We start from the raw sequence: 18,478 nt of genomic DNA, 5'->3' as shown, positions 1-18,478 counted from the left end.
AAAAGAGTCGCTATACTTGCGACTCTTTTACGCCACTTGGTTGTCCTATTTGTTTATCCGTTAAAAGATATGATCAGGAACATAATAAATTTTTTGTGTATTTTTTTTATTTACTGGGTCCGTAACTATAGTGAAATAAACGTTACCGTTTTTTGTCTGTACTCCTTCAATTTCACGGTTCCCTACATTCGTAATTTTCACTAAAGTTTTGAACGCTCCTGTATTTGACATCATTGCAATCTGGGGAGTTTCACCATCGGCACCGCCTGATGTATATATTTCTGTATTAGCCAGCATATCTGCTCCCTGAAAGGATCCGTTTGGACGGACGATAGCATTGCCCGACTGCGTAAAGCTGCTAACGCACGCGCTTACTGCTGCCGCATCGTCCATTCGCACTTGTTCGTTGTTATCAAGTAACTTATTTAATTTAACTGTGTCATAAATAGACCAAGTTACCGTTCCTTCTGCAGTCTGTACCCTGAAAACAGTATGAGTACTGTTGCCGCCGGCATCAACACGGTAGGTTTCACCTAATCTTGTACCGGTCTTATTGGCATAATTCATATAGGTAAACCGATGAAGATCCGTATAGTCAACCGTTGTCCCAGCTGAATACTGTAGTCTAGCAACTTGAAGCGACCAATAATAAGAGGTTGAAGGATCTGCTTTTGAGCTAAAATAAAAATAATTTATACCATTGTAAGTATACATATCTAGTGTTTGGCAGTGTCCCGTATTAGTGATGGTCATTTCATCAACGTACGTCGCATCACTTCCGTTTATGAGCAATCTTGAAAGATAACAGGTTCCTCCAGACCGCTGAGTTACGTAAACATACTTATCTGCAATGTAAGCCTTCTGAACAGCCACGTTGTGATTAAGATCTTTAAGATTATAGGCGAGGGTAGCTGAAGCGTTCAATGTTTTCTCAGGAGTTGCTGCAAATACTGGCACTGCCGATATCCCCAATATAACAATGGCAAGAAAAACAGAAATGAGTATTTTTAAGTACCCTTTCGTACTGCTGAGCGCTTGATATTGATACATATGGTTCCCTCCTAAAATGATAATATGATTGGACGATTATCACTGCCCTCCCTCGTTAACCATTCTCGATTAAACATATAAGCAACAACCCTCCATGAATGGATTATTTTGGTATTTATTCTAGATGTCACTTGGATTATCCTGCCCATATAGCATACTGCTGTAGATCCCGTAGAACACTTTACAATTAATCTATTCGAAAACTTCAACACGAAAAAAAGTATCCCAAAAAAATCGACTTCCCCCTCAGATATAATAGCATTACGAATTGAACAAAATGAAAATAGATTTTTAATATCGTAAAACTATTTCTTGGCTTCATCAGTCTAACTATTAGTCAAGCGAACACAAGTACTTAACTGGATCCAGACTTGGAATACGAGCATGACATTGATATTAGCTTTCGCAAGGGGTGATTAGACTGAAAAATGTAAACTCGAAAGAACAGCAGTTTAGTGAAAAGATAGAAATCATTAGAGAGAAATTATATCGGGTCGCCTACTGCTATGTAAAAAACGAACAGGAAGCATTAGATATCGTATCCGAAGCAGTCTACAAAGGTTATCTTGCTTATGGAAAGATGCAGTCGATTCAATATTTTGATACCTGGATGTCACGAATCGTCATTAATTCTTCTATTGATCATATTCGGCGCAACAAACGGATTACCTATCTAGAGGATCAGTCTCAAGATTTTGTGGCTGCTGAGAAAGCAGTGACGCTGGAAGATAAAATGGATCTATATGATGCGCTGGACCGATTGGTACCTGAAGAAAAAACCTATATCATCTTGAAATATTTTGTGAATCTACCCTTTAGGGAAATGGCCGATGTGCTTTCTTTATCTGAGAATACAGTAAAGACAAGGTTTTACCGTATTATCAAAAAATTGAAATCGTATTTGATAGAGGGAGAGGTTGAAAACGTATGATGGGTAAAGATCGCTACGATAACATTGAAATCCCAAACCAACTTGAAGAAGTTATCAAACAATCACAGAAAAGAGCCGCTGCTCATAAGAGCTCCCTTCGAATGAAACGCTACACTTCGATGATTGCGGCATGCATTGCTTTTCTCATCGCAGTGAACATTCCTAGCGTCGCGGTCGCCCTGTCAAAATTACCGATTGTGGGGAGCATTGTTCAGGTTTTTCAATTCGGCGAAGGCGGAGAGCGTACTGACGGAATTCGTGTTGAAACCGAGGCTGTAGAAAATAAACTTAATATTCATTTTGGCCAAGAAGGTGAGTCCGTTGCTACTGTACCTGCTTATACCGTGGACCACAGGGATGCACCAAACCGCCTAATCTTTACATTCAATGGGATCCGCAATTTTAATTATGACAAGATGGAAAAAGATTTGCTTGCCTTACCTCTTGTGAAGGATGTTTATCAAAATATAATTCTGGATGACTCGGCCATGCGTTTCGTCGTTGAACTGAAGGAAGGCGCGAAACATTCCGTAACTGAATTTAAAGACCCTGGATATATTGAATTAAAACTTACTTCAGATGGCCAAGCTGTTACACCACGGGAGGTCTTCTATATTCGTTCGGAAGAAATGGAGCAGGGAGAGTCTCTCGCTATCCTCGAAGAGATTTATCTTGAAGATGATCTTTCCTTTATTAAAACAGCTAACGGCAAGTTCATTGGTGTCATTGGTGGATATAATACGATTGAAGAAGCAGAGAGTAAATTCAAAGAAATTTCAGAACGAGAGTCCTATACTGGTGAATTGCATGTAGATAGCTGGATGAGTAACGAGCGCCCGGACTGATCCGTTACATTAGATGCATATTTAAAAGAAATGATTGAGCTGAAAACAAACAAAACCCCCTCCTAGCTTAGGAAGGGGTTTTGTTTATAAACCAGAAATAACTATCCTTTCACGGGTTCTTTGATGGCAACTACCCTCAATCGGCTAGTATCGATGAACCACTGACCATCATGATAAAGCTTAGGCTTCAGTTTTGCCTCGATGGCTTGATAAATCGACTCTTTCTCTGCAGTGGTCACGTCGAAGAAGAAATAATCGGCGAAACTCTCCAACCAAACCCGTATACCGACATCTCGTTTTAATGGAGAGGGTCTATCAAAATGTTGAGTCAATATGACCCGAAAACCCGTCTTCTCCAGCAGGCTTGCATATTCGCCGATGGTAGGTAAATACCATGGACTCCGTCCCGCAGAAGCATAACCACGTGCTTCCAGTTCCTCCTCAATAGCAGTAGTCAATGAGGCAACGTTGCCACTTCCGGCGAATTCAGCAACGAATCGTCCTCCATTACGAAGTGCAAGCCAGATCGATTCTGCTACAGCCGGAGCATCTTTAATCCAATGCAGAACTGCATGGGAAAACACGGCATCATAACGGATCTCTGTGCGGTAATGACAAATGTCTTCCACCTGAATGTTCAGTTCAGGGTACTTCTCTTTAGCTCTTCTTACCATGTCTTCCGACAGATCGATACCTGTGGGGATCGCTTTAGCTGCTGCAATCCGGGCCATGAATCCACCATTCCCGCAACCTACATCGAGAATTTGCTCATCTGGCTGGGGCTGCAGTAAAGAAAATACCTCGTCTTTTGGATTATTGAAATAATCAAGCGGGTTGGTAGCTACTTCATTATTTAAAGGGTTTGCCGAAAGTTCATTACTCATTGGTCTGTCTCCTTTTGATTCCTCTACCATTTTATTATTATTCGTGTTTTACAATTGTAGACTTTGATTATCTATAATAACTATAATACATTGTGATGTCAATAATCATTGAAACAGATTCCATTACTAATTAAAGTAATATCCTTGTTCAAAAAGAAAAAAAGCCGCAAAAACTGCGACTTTTCTAGGTAATTTCATTTTCATATTCTAAAGAAATAAACGCTTGATATCTTATAGTTCCGCCAAGCGGCGGTCTCAATTAAAATACTTTTGTCGTCCAAGATTCGCAATTCCAAATATCTGTTGCAATATCGTTGTAAAACTCAGGTTCGTGAGAAATCATAAGAATGCTGCCTTTGTACGCTTTTAGGGCACGCTTCAGTTCATCTTTTGCATCTACATCCAAATGGTTCGTCGGCTCGTCCAGCACGAGTAGATTGGTTTCGCTGTTAATAAGTTTACACAAACGAACTTTCGCTTTTTCTCCCCCACTCAGTACAGCAATTTTGCTCTCGATGTGCTTCGTAGTAAGTCCGCATTTAGCCAATGCAGCACGAACCTCAAACTGACTCAAGGAAGGGAAGGTTTGCCATATTTCCTCAATACACGTATTGTAATTGCCTTCTTTCATTTCTTGCTCGAAATAACCAATCTCTAAGTTGTATCCAAGTTCCACAGATCCAGATAAAGCCGGAATCTCGCCTAAAATACTGCGCAGTAACGTCGTTTTACCAATTCCGTTCGCACCAACAAGGGCAACCTTTTGTCCTCGTTCCATCTTCAGGTCAAGGGGTCTTGATAACGGGCTGTCATATCCGATAACCAAATCCTTCGTTTCGAAAATTAATTTCCCAGAAGTTTTGGCATCCTTAAAACTAAACTGTGGCTTCGGTTTTTCTTTCGATAGCTCAATAACGTCCATCTTATCGAGTTTCTTTTGTCTGGACATGGCCATATTTCGAGTAGCCACGCTAGCTTTGTTACGGGCAACAAAATCCTTCAAGTCTGCGATTTCCTGCTGCTGCCTGTTATATGCAGATTCCAGTTGCTGCTTCCTCATCTCATAAACCTGCTGGAACTGGTCATAATCACCGACATACCGGGTCAGCTTTTGATTTTCCATATGATAAATCAGATTGATTACACTGTTCAGGAACGGAATATCGTGAGAGATCAGTATAAACGCATTTTCATATTCTTGAAGGTAACGCTTAAGCCATTCAATATGCTGTTCATCCAAATAGTTGGTAGGTTCATCAAGCAGGAGAATGTCCGGTTTTTCCAATAACAACTTGGCCAGCAAAATTTTCGTACGTTGTCCACCGCTAAGGTCATTAACGTCACGGTCAAGTCCAATGTCTGTAATACCCAGACCACGAGCTGTCTCCTGGACTTTTGCATCAATCATGTAAAAATCTTGGTTTGTCAGCGTATCTTGAATCGTACCTACTTCTTCAAGCAGCTTCTCCAGCTCTTCGGGAGATACTTCTCCCATTTTGTTATACATTTCATTCATTTCATTCTCGAGGTCAAATAAATATTGAAACGCGCTCCGAAGTACATCTTGGATCGTCATTCCTTTGGTCAAAACAGCATGCTGGTCCAGATAACCTACACGTACCCTTTTGGACCATTCAACTTTTCCTTCATCGGGTTGTAGCTTATTCGTCACAATGTTCATGAACGTAGATTTACCTTCACCGTTGGCCCCGATTAATCCGATATGTTCCCCTTTTAGAAGTCGAAACGAAACATCCTTAAAGATGGCACGATCGCCAAAACCATGACTTAATTTTTCAACATTTAATATGCTCATTTATAGACACCTTTTTCTAATTTTATCGATCTATTATAAGCATGAGAAAGTAAATATTTCAATAAGAAGCATACAACTTTTATGTTCCTTTTCATCCTTTATAACCTATAGCCCCATTTTTCGGCCCTATGTTATCTATTCTTAGGACCAATTTACGCAATCTTACGTTAATTTTCCTACAAAACTACTTTTTGAATCAATTCATTGATCCACAAGATTTCTCCATTTACCTGAGATATTGAGATTCGAAGAACTTCGTTCCTATACAAATCGTCTACGCTCTCATCTTCCCGTATTTTCAGATCTTTCAAAAGCGCTTCTAAGTCTTTTTTTCTCATATTTAATATTCGAAGTTGATTTTCTTGAGAGATACGCCCAAACAGAGACACTCTGATCAAGAAGTCAATTTGATGCTTTGCGTCTTTCTCTGAAAAATCGTTAATGAGATCCGCAATTTTTCTTTTTCCTACTTCTGTTATTTCATAAACATACTGATTAGGCTTGCCATCTTGTGCATTTATTTTTTTCGTAATCAATCCATGTTCTGTGAATCTCCGTAAAGTGGGGTATAACATATTGTGATTTACATCGGTTAAGTAACCTAAATCTTTTTGTATTTCTTTCTTGATTTCATATCCATATTTAGGTGACATTTCGATTTGTATCAAGATAAGCAGTTCTATGTACATGCATTCTTACCTCTCGTTTATATTCATATTTCCTTTTAGCAAATGTATTGTAAGCTTACCACGACTTCGAATTACTTCAATCATCGATCGACAAAAAATGCTTGTCAGGGTCCTTTCGACTTAGGACATATGGATGTATTATCTCACTATTTATATATGTTAAAATAACACGTGTTAAGTTAACACTAATTCATCTTAGCAGTTGGGAGGAAAGAAATGAATAATGAAATTATCTCTTTAGAGGAAATTACTCAGTTTCAATCACCGTCCGACGAATTTAATCCCTATGCGTGGTACAAACAGAAACTTCAAGATGAACCTGTAAGCTATAATAAGGCAACGAACACCTGGAATGTATTCCGCTATAACGATGTAAAAAGAGTCCTCAGTGACTATGAACATTTCTCCAGTGTTAGAATGCGTACGACCATCAGCGTAGGTGCTGATAACGATGAGGGACAACATATGGGCAAAATAAATTTGATGTCCGATCCTCCTGATCACAGAAAAAGCCGCTCCTTGCTCTCTGCTGCTTTTACTCCTCGCAGTTTGAAATTATGGGAACCACGAATTCATGAGATCGTTACTAAGCTTTTGGATGAGATTGAAGAAGCGGAGGTCATCGATGTCGTTAAAGATTTTACCAGTGCATTACCCACGATTGTGATAGCTGACTTGCTTGGGGTTCCTTCAGAAGATAGACAATTATTTCAACAATGGGTATATGATCTGTTCCTTCCGCTTCCCAAAGAAAATATAGAAAATGTACAAGCTTTGAAACGTAATGCTGCGAAAGAATACTATAACTATCTCTACCCTCATATTTTGCAAAAAAGAGCCAATCTATCAGATGATATCATTTCTGACTTGATTCAAGCTGAAGTAGATGGTGATCGCTTATCCGATGATGAGATCGTGAGAACCACGATGTTTATCTTGGGCGCCGGTATTGAAACGACGAGTCATCTGTTAGCGAATACGTTCTATTCTTTCCTATATGATAACGATCAAATTTACGGGGAAGTACAAGCTAATCGTAAACTACTACCGAATACGGTAGAAGAAATGCTTCGTTATCGGTTTCATATTGCTAAAATGGATCGGACCGTCAAACAGGATAATCAATTATTAGGCGTTGACTTAAAGAAAGGCGATGTCGTTGTCACGTGGATGAGTGCTGCGAATATGGATGAAGCCGTATTTGAAAATCCATTCACACTCGATATTCACCGTCCCAACAATAAACAGCATTTAACATTTGGGAATGGACCTCATTTTTGCTTAGGGGCTCCGCTTGCTAGGCTGGAAGCAAATATCGGTATCGGCTTATTTATGGATAAATTTTCTCGAATTGAACCCGTTCCAGGTTTTCGTCTTGAAGATAGCTTAATGCCATCTGCAGCAGGTCAAATGTTATCTACTCTGCCAGTACGTGTCTATAGTTAACAACATTAATAATAACAAGCAGATAATCTTTAAAAAAACAAGATAGTCACCAATCGGTGGCTATCTTGTTTTTCTATGATTCCATAGATTCGCAATATGTAAGGAAGGATCTTACTGCAAATGTTAAATGAAAGGAAAAGAACCTTTAATCCTAAGATAGACCAAAGGTTCTGTTTTATTCTATCTTTCCTTTTCACTCTCTACCCATGCTTCGTTTTTGCATCCCAAGAATTTATGGTGGATCGGTCCCTTTGATTCAGTCCAAGTGTCTGCGCTGTAGAATTGTGAATTTCTTCGAAAAGCTCTGCGTTTTCCATAAGTGACACACCATAAGAAGGAATCATTTCTTTTATTTTCGGTTTCCACTCTTCCATATGTTGTGGATAACATTTTTCTAAAATCTCAAGCATTACGTGAACCGCAGTAGAAGCACCTGGAGAAGCACCTAGCAATGCAGCGATCGATCCATCAGCCGCAGTAACCACTTCCGTACCAAACTGAAGTGTTCCTTTACCCGCATCCGTGTCTTTGATCACTTGCACACGTTGTCCAGCTACGACAATGTCCCAATCCCCGCTTTTCGCGTTTGGAATAAACTCGCGTAATTCTTCCAAGCGTTTTTCATTGGATAACATCACTTGCTGAATCAGGTATTTTGTAAGAGACATTTCTTTTACACCTGCTGCAAGCATCGTAAAGAGATTATTAGGTTTAACGGAACCTAACAGATCAAAATTCGAGCCCGTTTTGAGGAACTTTGGTGAGAAGCCCGCAAATGGTCCAAACAATAGTGTTTTTTTGTTATCGATATACCTTGTATCCAGATGCGGAACAGACATCGGAGGAGCCCCCACCTTCGCTTTTCCATATACTTTTGCGTGATGCTGCGCTACCACTTCCGGATTGTTACATACCATAAACAAACCGCTTACTGGGAAACCTCCGATATGTTTTGACTCAGGAATACCGGTTTTTTGTAGTAAAGGAAGACTTCCTCCCCCGCCGCCGATAAAGACGAATTTTGCAGTATGGTTTTCGACCTTACCGCTATTCATATTGTGCACTTTCACTTCCCACGAGCCATCACTAGTACGTTTCAAGTTCTTAACACTATGATTGTAATTGATCTCGACGTTTTGACTCTTCAAATGATCAAACAGCATGCGCGTTAAAGCACCAAAGTTAACGTCCGTTCCAGAGTCAATTTTTGTAGCTGCAATCGGTTCTTTGGATGTACGCCCTTCCATAATAAGTGGAATCCATTCCTTTAGTTTTTCAGGACGATCAGAATATTCCATCCCTTGAAAAAGAGGGTTTTTTGACAGCGCTTCAAATCGCTTTTTCAAAAACGTTACATTTTTTTCCCCTTGTACCAAACTCATATGTGGTATTGGCATGATAAAGTCCTGCGGATTACGAATCAAATTGCTTTTTACAAGATAAGACCAAAACTGTCGTGACAGCTGAAAATGTTCATTAATCGTCGTAGCTTTGCTAATATCTATAGATCCGTCTGATTTCTCGGAGGTATAGTTAAGCTCGCACAGCGCAGCATGGCCCGTACCGGCATTATTCCATTCATTAGAGCTTTCTTCTCCGGGTTTCGAAAGTTTCTCAAACACTTTAATTTCCCAATCAGGTGCTAACTCTTTCAGTATTGATCCCAATGTGGCGCTCATAACTCCGGCACCAATTAATAAAACGTCTGTTTTTTTCTGTATGTTGCTCATTATAACCTTCCTTTTCCTCTATATTTGCAAAAAAAGAGTATGCACTCTTGCTTTGATGTCACTAAAAGCAAGGCGCCACGCAGGAACACAACTTTTCAGTGTCAATTATAACCATACAAAGTCTATTATAAATATTAATAGAATAAAATATCTACTATTATCTGATAATAATAAACTTTTTAAACAGGTAAACAAGAGTGAAGTTCATACACAAGGCCTTCGGAAAGCGCAAAACGATGCCTAAATCAGGGTTTTTGCTGCCTCCCATAGTAAAAAATAAATTTTAAATTTAAAAAGCTAGACTTCATTTTTCATAAAAAATACCCCCTCCGATCAACAACGTTCTAGTGCATCTTCTCAGATGTCTGTTTTACGTTGTCTACCACGAGGGGATGATTGCAACTCAATGATTCTTACAGTTTCAACAATTGTTTCGCATTGGAATAAGCTATCTTCTCTTTATCCAAATCACTTATTGGGGCATTTTCTAAAAAGGCCCTTGCTTCTTCATTTTTAATGAACGGGTAGTCTACCGAATACATGATTCGGTCTGCTCCCATAATATCCATGTTCATCTTCAGCTGTGGAAGACTCCACATCCCGCTAGGTGTCACATACATATGATTCGTAAAATACTCTGATACACTACGCTGTAAATGCTTAGCCGCTCCAGACATAGTTAAGTCTAGTCGTTCTAAGAAGGGAGGAATCATTTCTCCCCAATGACCAAGAATAATTTGTAAATTAGGGTATTCATCGAAAATACCTCCTAGAATCATACGCATTGCATGAATGCCTGTTTCTGCATGCCACCCAAAACCAGCCGTTGCAAAACGAGTACTGAGAACCGGATCAAAACCACCGTAATAAGATTCTTGTATTCCCTTAGATATTAATGATGGATGCAAAAAGAGAGGGACATCTAAAGCAGATGCTGCCTCCAGTATAGGACGGAATTTCACGTGATCGAGAAACAGATCATCTGTACGTCCATTAATCATAAATCCTTTGAAATTCAGCTGCTGAACGGCACGCTCTAATTCAATTGCTGCCTGTTCAGGTGCAGAAGTCGGTAACATAGCAAATCCAACAAAACGATCAGGATGTGCTTTAATGGAATCTGCTAAATAATCGTTTGCCTCTCTTGCAAACGAGATTGCCTCTGCTGGAGGAAGGATTTGGGCACCGGGAGCAGAATAAGACAGGCACTGAATGTCAATCTTATTTGCATCCATATTTGCGATGCGAATGTCTCCCAAGTCCATCAATTCTTCTGGGTTGGGAGAGCCAACAAGTCCATTGTTGCCAAAAGCCTCATAGAAATGAGGAGACAATTTTTGAACCTGTTTTTGAATATCTGCATTGAGTGCAGGATTTGTAAAGTGTTCTTCAAGCGCTATTATTTTCATTTTTCACACCAGCCAGTTCATTATTGTATGTATCTCATGGAAGTCTTAAATAAACAGGGATACTTTAATTTTTAATAATTACTTATCTATGAACAGATTGTCAAGCCAAGATACCGCAATTCTCCCCTTTTCTACTCTTAAATAATGTTTCATGATTGCCTTGTAACTCTTGATGTTTTTCCTTCAGATGATCTTATATCTAATAAAAAGCACCCACATCCTAAACACCTTTTCAAAGTGTCCAGTCTATGGGTACCGATTTCATTCGTACATAGATGAGCAATCCGCCATCCTAAATAGGATCTACTTTACCCACCGAAAAAGAAGTCAATAATATTGGAAGCTCTTGAAGCATTTTTATTGTAAAATTCGGAATACCCGCAATTTTTGCAGTATACGACAACGAATTGATTATTCTGAATATCAAACATTTTTGATAGCCCTGTACCCGTCATCGCTACTTCTTTGGTCTCCGCGTCTCTACTTCCACATTTAATACAACCTTTTTCATTCATTAATAATCGCCTCCTATTAATCTAGACATTCATACGAATTGTAATGCGATTGGTTCCAAGGTCCACCTGTTTTATGCATTGTCACCATAAAATAAGGAAAAAACCGTCCCTAAGGGCGGTTTTTTCCTTATTTTATTTCTTCCATAACCCCCCTAACGTTCTCCACGATTTCTTTTGACTTGGTATGATGTAAATAATGTTCCCCATCAAGTCTTATCACTTTACCATGTAAAGAATTTTTCACTTGTTCTTCATGCAGGGGGATCCATCCTTCAACATCTGTATTATTCGCTTCTATAAACAATATAAGCGGAAGATTTTTAGGGAATGTTAAATTTTCGGCTGCTTTAAAATTCGTATAAAAATTTTCCATTTCATTTGCTGTGCTGGAATTATACATATTTTTGAGAGAAAGCATTCTCATTTGTTCTTTTGTGTCATCATCATATGGTAATCCAGCATAGGGATCACCACTTAGTTTTACTACCAATCTGGCTATACCTGAATTTTTGAGAAGTTTGAGCGTTTTTATCGGAAACTCCACATCCATATTGCCTTGTGTAGGAACACTGGTATCGATCCCGACAAATGCACTCACTTCGTTTTCATATTTATTCACATAATCTAGTCCGTAAATGCCCGCAATGGAGTGACCCATGAGAATATATCGATCAATGTTAAGGCTCTGCAGAGCTTCATGAATTTCACTAACGATATTTGCTGTGCTTCGTTCTTTATCGGTAACATCACTTAATCCATAACCAAAAGGCTCTACTACAACTACTTTGTAATATGGGGATAGCTCTTGTATTAATGGCTTAAAATCAAGTGCTGGTGCTGCTGTTCCGTAACCTGGCAGTAGTACGACGGTTTCTTCGCCTGATCCTTCAATCAGAACATTCATGTTTTTTCCATCCACCTGTACGAACTGACCATAGGATTGTATTTTTTGTTGTTCTAATTTGTTGCTGATCATATGAACAATAAAAACAATCACTAGAAAAACCGCTACGGCGGCAACGAATACCCCTATTGCTTTAAGTATAAAGATAAACGGTTTACCTATCCTCATTTTCTGTACCTCTTCGTTTAGTTTCACTCGTATCTTCTCCTGTCGTCATCTGTATGTTGGGCCATATGGACCGCTATAAAGAGCTTATAGGATAAAGATGTACTCCCTATGACGTTAATATGAACGGAGCATGAACTAACAAAAAATGCTACGACTTCACATGCAAAATAGCTTGCAGATGATGTCGTAGCCTAAAGAATATCAGAACCGTTCTTCGTAATCGGAATTCGGACTGATACTGTAGGAATCGAATTACGCTATATCCATTACATTCGGCAAGGTAACAATAATGCTTGTCCCTCGGCCCAGTTCACTTTCCACCCGGATCTCACCTTGATGAAGCGATACAATCTGTTTCACAATGGCGAGTCCCATCCCGCTACCGTCATACTTACGACTATGGGAACGATCTACCTTAAAAAAACGCTCAAATATACGCTTTTGATCCTCAAGTGAAATACCAATCCCCGTATCCGATATCTGGATAGTCACGTTGTTAATATCTTGTTTGATGCTAATGTTAATAGAGCCGCCATCCTCGGAAAATTTAATGCTATTGCTAATGATATTGGTCCATACTTGATTCAGCTGGTCAGGATCAGCCGATAGCATAACTGCTCTCAAATTAAGGTCGAAATGGATGTTGCGAGGCGACCATAGCGGCTGGAGCGCCACGATAACCCTTCTGATCTGTTCATCAAGGCTGAAAGTGACGATTCGTAGATGCTGTGATTGCGATTCAAGCAAACTCAGCTGTAGCAGGCTATCGCTCATTTTGGACATCCGTTTCGCTTCGGCGATGATAATATCAAGATAGCGGCTTCGGTCGTGATCTGAGAGGTTAACTTGCTTGAGCGCCATTGCATAACCGGATATCGAGGTGAGTGGCGACTGAACTTCGTGCGACACATTGGTTACAAAGTCTCTTCGCATCTGCTCAAGTTGCTGGAGATCGTACATCATGTCTTCGAAGCTGCGAGCCAAAGTACCGAGTTCACCCTTTTGTTTAATATTCAGTTTAACGTTAAAATCTCCAGCTGCTATTCGCCTGGTCGCTTGTGTCAGCTTTTTGATCGGTCTTATTAGAAACATGGCAGCAACGAGAATTAGTAAACTTCCCGCTATCAACGAATAGGTCAAAAAATTAATAATCCACTTGATTAAAAATGTGGAGGAAGAAGGCGCGACCGCCTCTACAAACATCGCTTTCGCTCCCTTTTCCGTTTGCATTGGGAGACCTAAGACGATTGGATCAATACCATTCGTTCTCGTTTGAGAAATTTCCCCGCCCAGTACTTTCTTCACTTGTTCCATCGTCACAACGGAGGGATCCTTTCCTTTAAGTGATCCATAAGAACGGAACTGACCCGTCTCTTCGTAAATTCGAATATGATAGGAATTGAGCTGTTTCATCTCCCTTACGTACGATTCCGCTTCAGCGAAAGGAAAGGTCTCGTAAATCTGAACAATATCCTGTCCAAAATCCAGTAAAGTAACTTGCAAGTTTTCATTCAATTGATCTTCATATATCCAAGTTGCCACAAAAAAAGCAATGATCGTGCCCCCAATTACGGAGACCAGAAAGGTCAGTACAACTCGTATGTATAAGGATCTGATCATTACTGTACCTCTAGCCGGTAGCCAAGACCACGAACGGTTTCGATACGAAAATCAGGAGTATCCGCAAAGCGTTCACGCAGGCGCTTAATATGAACATCTATCGTTCGCTCATCACCTGCGTAATCGATCCCCCAAATTTGATCAATCAATTGCTCGCGCGTATAGACTTGCCCAGGTGTACTTGCGAGCTTATATAGTAATTCAAACTCCTTGAGCGGCAACGTTAGCGAATCTGCCCCTCTCGTCACCTTATACGTTTGCCGATCAAGAATGACGTTGCCAAACCGGACCGTCTGTGTGGAGCCAATCCGATATCGTTTCAATAGTGCCCTAACTCGAACGGTTAACTCCAATGGATCGAATGGCTTCGTTAAATAATCATCTGTTCCAAGTTCGAATCCTTTCACCTTCTCCCATGTTTCACCCCTTGCAGTCAGCAGAAGTAGCGGAAGATCAGGATTGGCTCGTCGGAGTTCTTTGCACAATGTCCAACCGTCCATAATCGGCATCATAATATCGAGCACGACAAGATCGACATGCTGTGAAGCGTAGACGGCAAGTGCTTCCTTACCGTCTGCGGCTTCGGCTGTTACAAATCCGTCGTTGCGAAGAAATAAACAGACGAGTTCGCGAATGTTCGCATCGTCGTCTGCAACCAGTATAGTAGGCAATCCGTTCCCTCTTTCCCTTTTCACATTGCATATTGAAGTAATCATTATACTATAAAAGAGAAGGCAGATTTTTTTGAATTCCGTCGGTATTTCAAAAATTAATTTTCACTAGTAACCTTATCTTTAGGAAGTTTCAATAAAAGAACAGTGATCAGTGTAAAAGCTGTAAGTGCCAACACAGGTATCGTAATAAAGCCAAACCATGCAAAATAGTTTGTTGTACATGGAGTTGGTCCGCAAGCAACGATAGACTGATCAGCAAACCACGAATGAAATTGTTGATATAAAATATGAAATAGTGAAATAGATCCCCCAATGATAGAAAGCGGAAGCACATATCGAGTAACAGTATAGTCTTTGTGGTAGCAAGCTATCGCAAGTACAATCGTTAAAGGATACATAAAGATACGTTGAAACCAGCATAAATCGCATGGATCGTATCCTTTAATCTCACTAAAATAAAGACTTCCTAACGTAGCTGCCATAGATACAATCCAAGCCCCATACATGCGGTACTCGTTCTTCATTTGAAATCGTGTCTTCATGTTACCTCCCTATTTTTGAATTCGACTTATATTTAACCCCAGTCCATTTCCTTTTTTTTGAATTCATTATACGTTTTCACTCTATTGATTTGATATAGCTCCATATAGCTATGAAGTATTGGATAAAGTGAACATTTGTGTACGAAAAAAATAATCAAACGAACCAAGCACCGTGCGACAGTACAAAAAAAGTCGCCAATAGGGCGACTTCTTATGATACTATGCTGTTGACTTGATAAAGTGGGGTTGATTTACTTCATGTATTTTATATACGAAAGACTGCTCCTGGTTCAAGCGAATACACTCCTTCATACCCATCAAGAGCCAAGTTAGCAATCACACGGTCCGTTTCAGATTTTGGTGCATGAACCAGAACCGTTTTGCAGCTTGGAACCTCATTCATCATTTGCCTTACGTCGTGAAGCCCCTGATGAATTTTGAATCCCATTTGTACCACTTCGGACCCCGAATCCTCAGTCTCTCCTTTAAGTAGCCTCTGGGCATAAGTTCCTTCACTAGCATGACCCGTAACAATAATTGCGTGGTTTCTCGACTCTGCAAGACGTCTAGCATACCACCTTGCACGAGGCGACTCCATCATTCCATCCGTCGTAAAAATGATCAATGCTTCCTTCTCCCTCAATAGGGAACGTCTGTCTTCCTCATTTCCCGGGACATAAACTTGCGAGGAATGAAGGGCCGATGCAATCTGACGAATTGCTTTTGGCCTGAGCCAATCTTGCCACGCTGTCATCTGAAGGAGACCATCCCAAATTTCTTGTTCGGCCAGTATTTTTTGTTCTGGAAATACACGTAATGCCCAGATCAAAAGTTCCTGACCACGGCCAAATGCGGGAACCGGCAACAATACATGGCCACCTCTGCCCAGGACATTTAACACAAACTCGCGAAGTAGGATCAATTTTTGATCCTGCGATTCCCCATTCATGCCATACGCGTTATCTATGATGGATAAAGATGTCTTTCGTCTATGCCTGCCATTCTCAGCTATTTCAACAGGTAAAGTCTCTCTGGGAGGATCTATATCTAAAAGAAGGGATTCGCGACTGAAGTCTCCTGAGAAAAAAAGGTGGCGGTCTTCCATCTGGAATTTCATCCATACAGAACCGATCATATGACCGCTTCGCCCCCATTGAATTTGAAGTCCTTTTTCAAGTTCGAGCCAATCCCCTGCTTTTATTTCGTCCTCCAGGAAACGGAAACGCATGGCTGAAATGTGGATTTCATCATAGGGAAGATCCCCGCCTTTACTTGCTACATACCTCTTCCAATTGGAGAAATATAGACTGAGCTGAGAAGCGGTAGGTTTTGTTGTCCAGATCTCTCCTGAATAACCATGTTTGTATAGCAAGGGTAGCGCCATGGAATGATCTTCATGCGCATGCGATAGGAATACCGCCGTTAGCCCCGGAATGATATTAGGATCAAACAATGGATACTGACCCGTACCCTCCTTTTTGATTCCACAGTCAAGCATGATTTGATGCTTTTCTCCTGTAAGTACGTAGCAGGAACGTCCATGCTCTCCTGCCCCGCCCCATACATTTAAATTGATCATTGTGAGTCCCACTTCCTTCTTGATCCCACAACTTCCAGTAATATGAGTAGAAGAGTTGTCAGCCCAACGGAAACAACAGCCATTGCCATGCCGAGTGAAACTTGTCCCTGTTCAAATTGGGCATAAATATATGTGGCTGAAGTTTTGACAGATGGTGGCAAGATCAGCAGGGAACCGACAAGTTCACGAGAGGAAATCGTAAATGTCATCATCCATCCGGCCAACATTCCCGGCATGATAAGCGGAAGAAGTACTCGGATAAAAATGTATACCGGTTTCCCGCCAAACACTTGTCCAGCTTGAAACAGGGAAGGGTCAATTTGGGTAAAAGCGCTTTTGACATACTGTACCGTATAAGGAATGAACAATACTACGTAGGTGAGTATGACCATCCCATAAGTGTTATAGAGCGGGATCGGCATCCATGGAGAATTCCATAATAGGATAAGACCTACAACCAGTACAATCCCAGGTACAGTGTTCGGCAAAAGACTAAATAAGTCGGTCATTCGCTGCAATCGGGTTCGGGACTTCTGGATAACTAGCGCAAACCAGGTGCCGAGCAGTACAGCAATGGTGGAAGCAGTTAAAGACAGCCATAAGCTATTCATCAGCGCCTTCATGCTGGGTGAATGTAAGCTCAGCAGCTCCTTGTAGTAATCAAGCGTAAAATTATTCCATGCGAGTCCAACTCCGCGCAGCTTCATCGTAGAGGCTGCCACAATGGAGAAGTAAGGAATGCCTATCGATAAGATGAGAAGAAGGATAACATAAATCCCCCCTATCCAGTGTAACCACCTGTTGCTACTTATCGTAGAACGACGCACTCCCTTCCCGCCGACCAGTCCATATGTATATTTACGATTCAACAGAGACTGGGCGTACCATACCAATAGACAGGCAGTTAGAAGTACGGAAGATAACGTTGTTGCTTTACCAAAATCAATTGGCCAACTGGAGATGTACTTATGAATTTCTGACGTCATCACTTCATAACCGATGCGTTTTCCGAACGTGACCGGTGTTCCGAATTCTGCTATCGTTTTGACAAATACGAGCATCGCTCCCATACCAAAGGCTGACAGTAAAAGTGGAGCAACAATCCGGCGAAAACGGTAGGTAAAGGATGCCCCCATAACTGCACCCGCTTCTTCCAAGTTTCCACCAATTCGTTCTAACGCTCCTCGTAGCAGCAAATACAAGAACGGATAAAGATGCAGACTCATGATCGCAACCATCCCGCCAAAGGAAAAAAATGCTTCACCCACTCCAGAGAGACTAGGTGCTAACTGCTGCAGATAACCGTTTTTTTGCATGAACAGAATCCAGCCCATCGAACCGATGTAAGGTGGTGTCATGAAAGGGATAAGGAACACAATTTCTAGCCACTGCCAGCGTCCAAGTCGTGATCTCACCATCACCCAAGCAAGGGGCAATGCTAACACAGTTGTTCCCAGAACTACACATACCCCCAGCAACATAGAGGATGAAAGTACTCTCACGATGCCGGAATCTGCCAGCGTTTTAAAGGGGGCAGACCACTGCAACTGACCCTCTCGATAAACGCTTTGGATGAAGATTTCAGCCAATGGCACCACAATGAGAAGAATTAGGACCAGAAGGGCGAGTGCCATTGACCAGATTTTGAATTGACGCTGAGAAAAGAAATGATTCAT

General features: G+C 40.8%; 16 protein-coding genes. 3 read left to right on the top strand and 13 right to left on the bottom strand.

What is annotated here, in order from left to right; genetic code table 11:
- Nucleotides 1-60 precede the first annotated feature (60 nt).
- A complete protein-coding gene (locus KFT32_RS05810) occupies nt 61-1,050 on the bottom strand; it encodes a phage baseplate protein (RefSeq protein ID WP_211746184.1) in 990 nt (329 codons plus the stop codon).
- A gap of 412 nt (nt 1,051-1,462) precedes the next feature.
- Here KFT32_RS05810 and KFT32_RS05805 point away from each other — a divergent pair, with 412 nt between their 5' ends.
- Complete coding sequence (locus KFT32_RS05805) at nt 1,463-1,981, top strand: sigma-70 family RNA polymerase sigma factor (protein WP_211746183.1); 519 nt, start codon at nt 1,463-1,465, stop codon at nt 1,979-1,981.
- The gene (locus KFT32_RS05800; protein WP_211746182.1) at nt 1,978-2,826 is read left to right on the top strand and encodes a hypothetical protein; all 849 of its coding nucleotides are present in this window, start codon (nt 1,978-1,980) and stop codon (nt 2,824-2,826) included. The genes KFT32_RS05805 and KFT32_RS05800 overlap by 4 nt, the downstream gene beginning before the upstream one ends.
- A 101-nt stretch (nt 2,827-2,927) precedes the next feature.
- On the opposite strand, the gene KFT32_RS05795 is transcribed toward KFT32_RS05800, so the two are convergent.
- The 3 genes from KFT32_RS05795 to KFT32_RS05785 all read right to left on the bottom strand — a co-directional run bounded on the left by KFT32_RS05795 (nt 2,928) and on the right by KFT32_RS05785 (nt 6,215).
- On the bottom strand, nt 2,928-3,710 hold the full coding sequence (locus KFT32_RS05795; protein ID WP_211746181.1) for a class I SAM-dependent methyltransferase: 783 nt from the start codon (nt 3,708-3,710) through the stop codon (nt 2,928-2,930).
- A gap of 259 nt (nt 3,711-3,969) precedes the next feature.
- On the bottom strand, nt 3,970-5,526 hold the full coding sequence (locus tag KFT32_RS05790; RefSeq protein WP_211746180.1) for an ABC-F family ATP-binding cassette domain-containing protein: 1,557 nt from the start codon (nt 5,524-5,526) through the stop codon (nt 3,970-3,972).
- Between the two features lie 176 nt (nt 5,527-5,702).
- Nucleotides 5,703-6,215, bottom strand: coding sequence for a PadR family transcriptional regulator (locus tag KFT32_RS05785; protein WP_211746179.1), 513 nt, complete (start codon nt 6,213-6,215; stop codon nt 5,703-5,705).
- 216 nt (nt 6,216-6,431) lie between these two features.
- On the opposite strand from KFT32_RS05785, the gene KFT32_RS05780 reads away from it, so the two are divergent.
- Entirely contained in the window at nt 6,432-7,661 is a 1,230-nt protein-coding gene (locus tag KFT32_RS05780) for a cytochrome P450 (protein WP_211746178.1), read from the top strand.
- A gap of 200 nt (nt 7,662-7,861) precedes the next feature.
- Here the strand turns inward: KFT32_RS05780 and KFT32_RS05775 are convergent, their stop codons facing one another.
- The 9 genes from KFT32_RS05775 to KFT32_RS05735 all read right to left on the bottom strand — a co-directional run bounded on the left by KFT32_RS05775 (nt 7,862) and on the right by KFT32_RS05735 (nt 18,478).
- Nucleotides 7,862-9,391 carry a malate:quinone oxidoreductase gene (locus tag KFT32_RS05775; RefSeq protein ID WP_211746177.1) on the bottom strand — a complete coding sequence of 510 codons (1,530 nt, stop codon included), beginning with the start codon at nt 9,389-9,391 and terminating at the stop codon, nt 7,862-7,864.
- Between the two features lie 413 nt (nt 9,392-9,804).
- Complete coding sequence (locus KFT32_RS05770; protein WP_211746176.1) at nt 9,805-10,800, bottom strand: amidohydrolase family protein; 996 nt, start codon at nt 10,798-10,800, stop codon at nt 9,805-9,807.
- Between the two features lie 308 nt (nt 10,801-11,108).
- Nucleotides 11,109-11,315: a zinc ribbon domain-containing protein gene (locus KFT32_RS05765; protein ID WP_211746175.1), complete on the bottom strand. Its 207-nt coding sequence runs from the start codon at nt 11,313-11,315 to the stop codon at nt 11,109-11,111.
- 127 nt (nt 11,316-11,442) lie between these two features.
- Nucleotides 11,443-12,387, bottom strand: coding sequence for an alpha/beta fold hydrolase (locus tag KFT32_RS05760; RefSeq protein WP_211746289.1), 945 nt, complete (start codon nt 12,385-12,387; stop codon nt 11,443-11,445).
- Between the two features lie 252 nt (nt 12,388-12,639).
- The gene (locus KFT32_RS05755; RefSeq protein WP_211746174.1) at nt 12,640-14,007 is read right to left on the bottom strand and encodes a sensor histidine kinase; all 1,368 of its coding nucleotides are present in this window, start codon (nt 14,005-14,007) and stop codon (nt 12,640-12,642) included.
- Nucleotides 14,007-14,678, bottom strand: a complete 672-nt coding sequence (locus KFT32_RS05750; protein ID WP_211746173.1) for a response regulator transcription factor — start codon at nt 14,676-14,678, stop codon at nt 14,007-14,009. The genes KFT32_RS05755 and KFT32_RS05750 overlap by 1 nt, the downstream gene beginning before the upstream one ends.
- A gap of 98 nt (nt 14,679-14,776) precedes the next feature.
- Nucleotides 14,777-15,223: a disulfide oxidoreductase gene (locus tag KFT32_RS05745; protein ID WP_249435688.1), complete on the bottom strand. Its 447-nt coding sequence runs from the start codon at nt 15,221-15,223 to the stop codon at nt 14,777-14,779.
- A 265-nt stretch (nt 15,224-15,488) separates the two neighbouring features.
- The gene (locus tag KFT32_RS05740; protein ID WP_211746172.1) at nt 15,489-16,802 is read right to left on the bottom strand and encodes an MBL fold metallo-hydrolase; all 1,314 of its coding nucleotides are present in this window, start codon (nt 16,800-16,802) and stop codon (nt 15,489-15,491) included.
- Entirely contained in the window at nt 16,799-18,478 is a 1,680-nt protein-coding gene (locus tag KFT32_RS05735) for an ABC transporter permease (protein ID WP_211746171.1), read from the bottom strand. Before KFT32_RS05735 ends, KFT32_RS05740 begins: the two co-directional genes overlap by 4 nt.

The organism is Paenibacillus sp. Marseille-Q4541 (assembly GCF_018310695.1).
Lineage (GTDB): Bacteria > Bacillota > Bacilli > Paenibacillales > Paenibacillaceae > Paenibacillus.
Note: the sequence above shows the minus strand (reverse complement) of the source record. Positions and strands in the feature narration are given on the sequence as shown.

Coding starts and splice junctions, on each gene's coding strand:
- KFT32_RS05735 (WP_211746171.1), bottom strand. CDS start 18,478: ATGAATCATTTCTTTTCTCAGCGTCAATTCAAAATCTGGTCAATGGCA.
- KFT32_RS05795 (WP_211746181.1), bottom strand. CDS start 3,710: ATGAGTAATGAACTTTCGGCAAACCCTTTAAATAATGAAGTAGCTACC.
- KFT32_RS05770 (WP_211746176.1), bottom strand. CDS start 10,800: ATGAAAATAATAGCGCTTGAAGAACACTTTACAAATCCTGCACTCAAT.
- KFT32_RS05765 (WP_211746175.1), bottom strand. CDS start 11,315: ATGAATGAAAAAGGTTGTATTAAATGTGGAAGTAGAGACGCGGAGACC.
- KFT32_RS05785 (WP_211746179.1), bottom strand. CDS start 6,215: ATGTACATAGAACTGCTTATCTTGATACAAATCGAAATGTCACCTAAA.
- KFT32_RS05800 (WP_211746182.1), top strand. CDS start 1,978: ATGATGGGTAAAGATCGCTACGATAACATTGAAATCCCAAACCAACTT.
- KFT32_RS05790 (WP_211746180.1), bottom strand. CDS start 5,526: ATGAGCATATTAAATGTTGAAAAATTAAGTCATGGTTTTGGCGATCGT.
- KFT32_RS05740 (WP_211746172.1), bottom strand. CDS start 16,802: ATGATCAATTTAAATGTATGGGGCGGGGCAGGAGAGCATGGACGTTCC.
- KFT32_RS05810 (WP_211746184.1), bottom strand. CDS start 1,050: ATGTATCAATATCAAGCGCTCAGCAGTACGAAAGGGTACTTAAAAATA.
- KFT32_RS05745 (WP_249435688.1), bottom strand. CDS start 15,223: ATGAAGACACGATTTCAAATGAAGAACGAGTACCGCATGTATGGGGCT.
- KFT32_RS05780 (WP_211746178.1), top strand. CDS start 6,432: ATGAATAATGAAATTATCTCTTTAGAGGAAATTACTCAGTTTCAATCA.
- KFT32_RS05775 (WP_211746177.1), bottom strand. CDS start 9,391: ATGAGCAACATACAGAAAAAAACAGACGTTTTATTAATTGGTGCCGGA.
- KFT32_RS05760 (WP_211746289.1), bottom strand. CDS start 12,387: ATGAGGATAGGTAAACCGTTTATCTTTATACTTAAAGCAATAGGGGTA.
- KFT32_RS05755 (WP_211746174.1), bottom strand. CDS start 14,007: ATGATCAGATCCTTATACATACGAGTTGTACTGACCTTTCTGGTCTCC.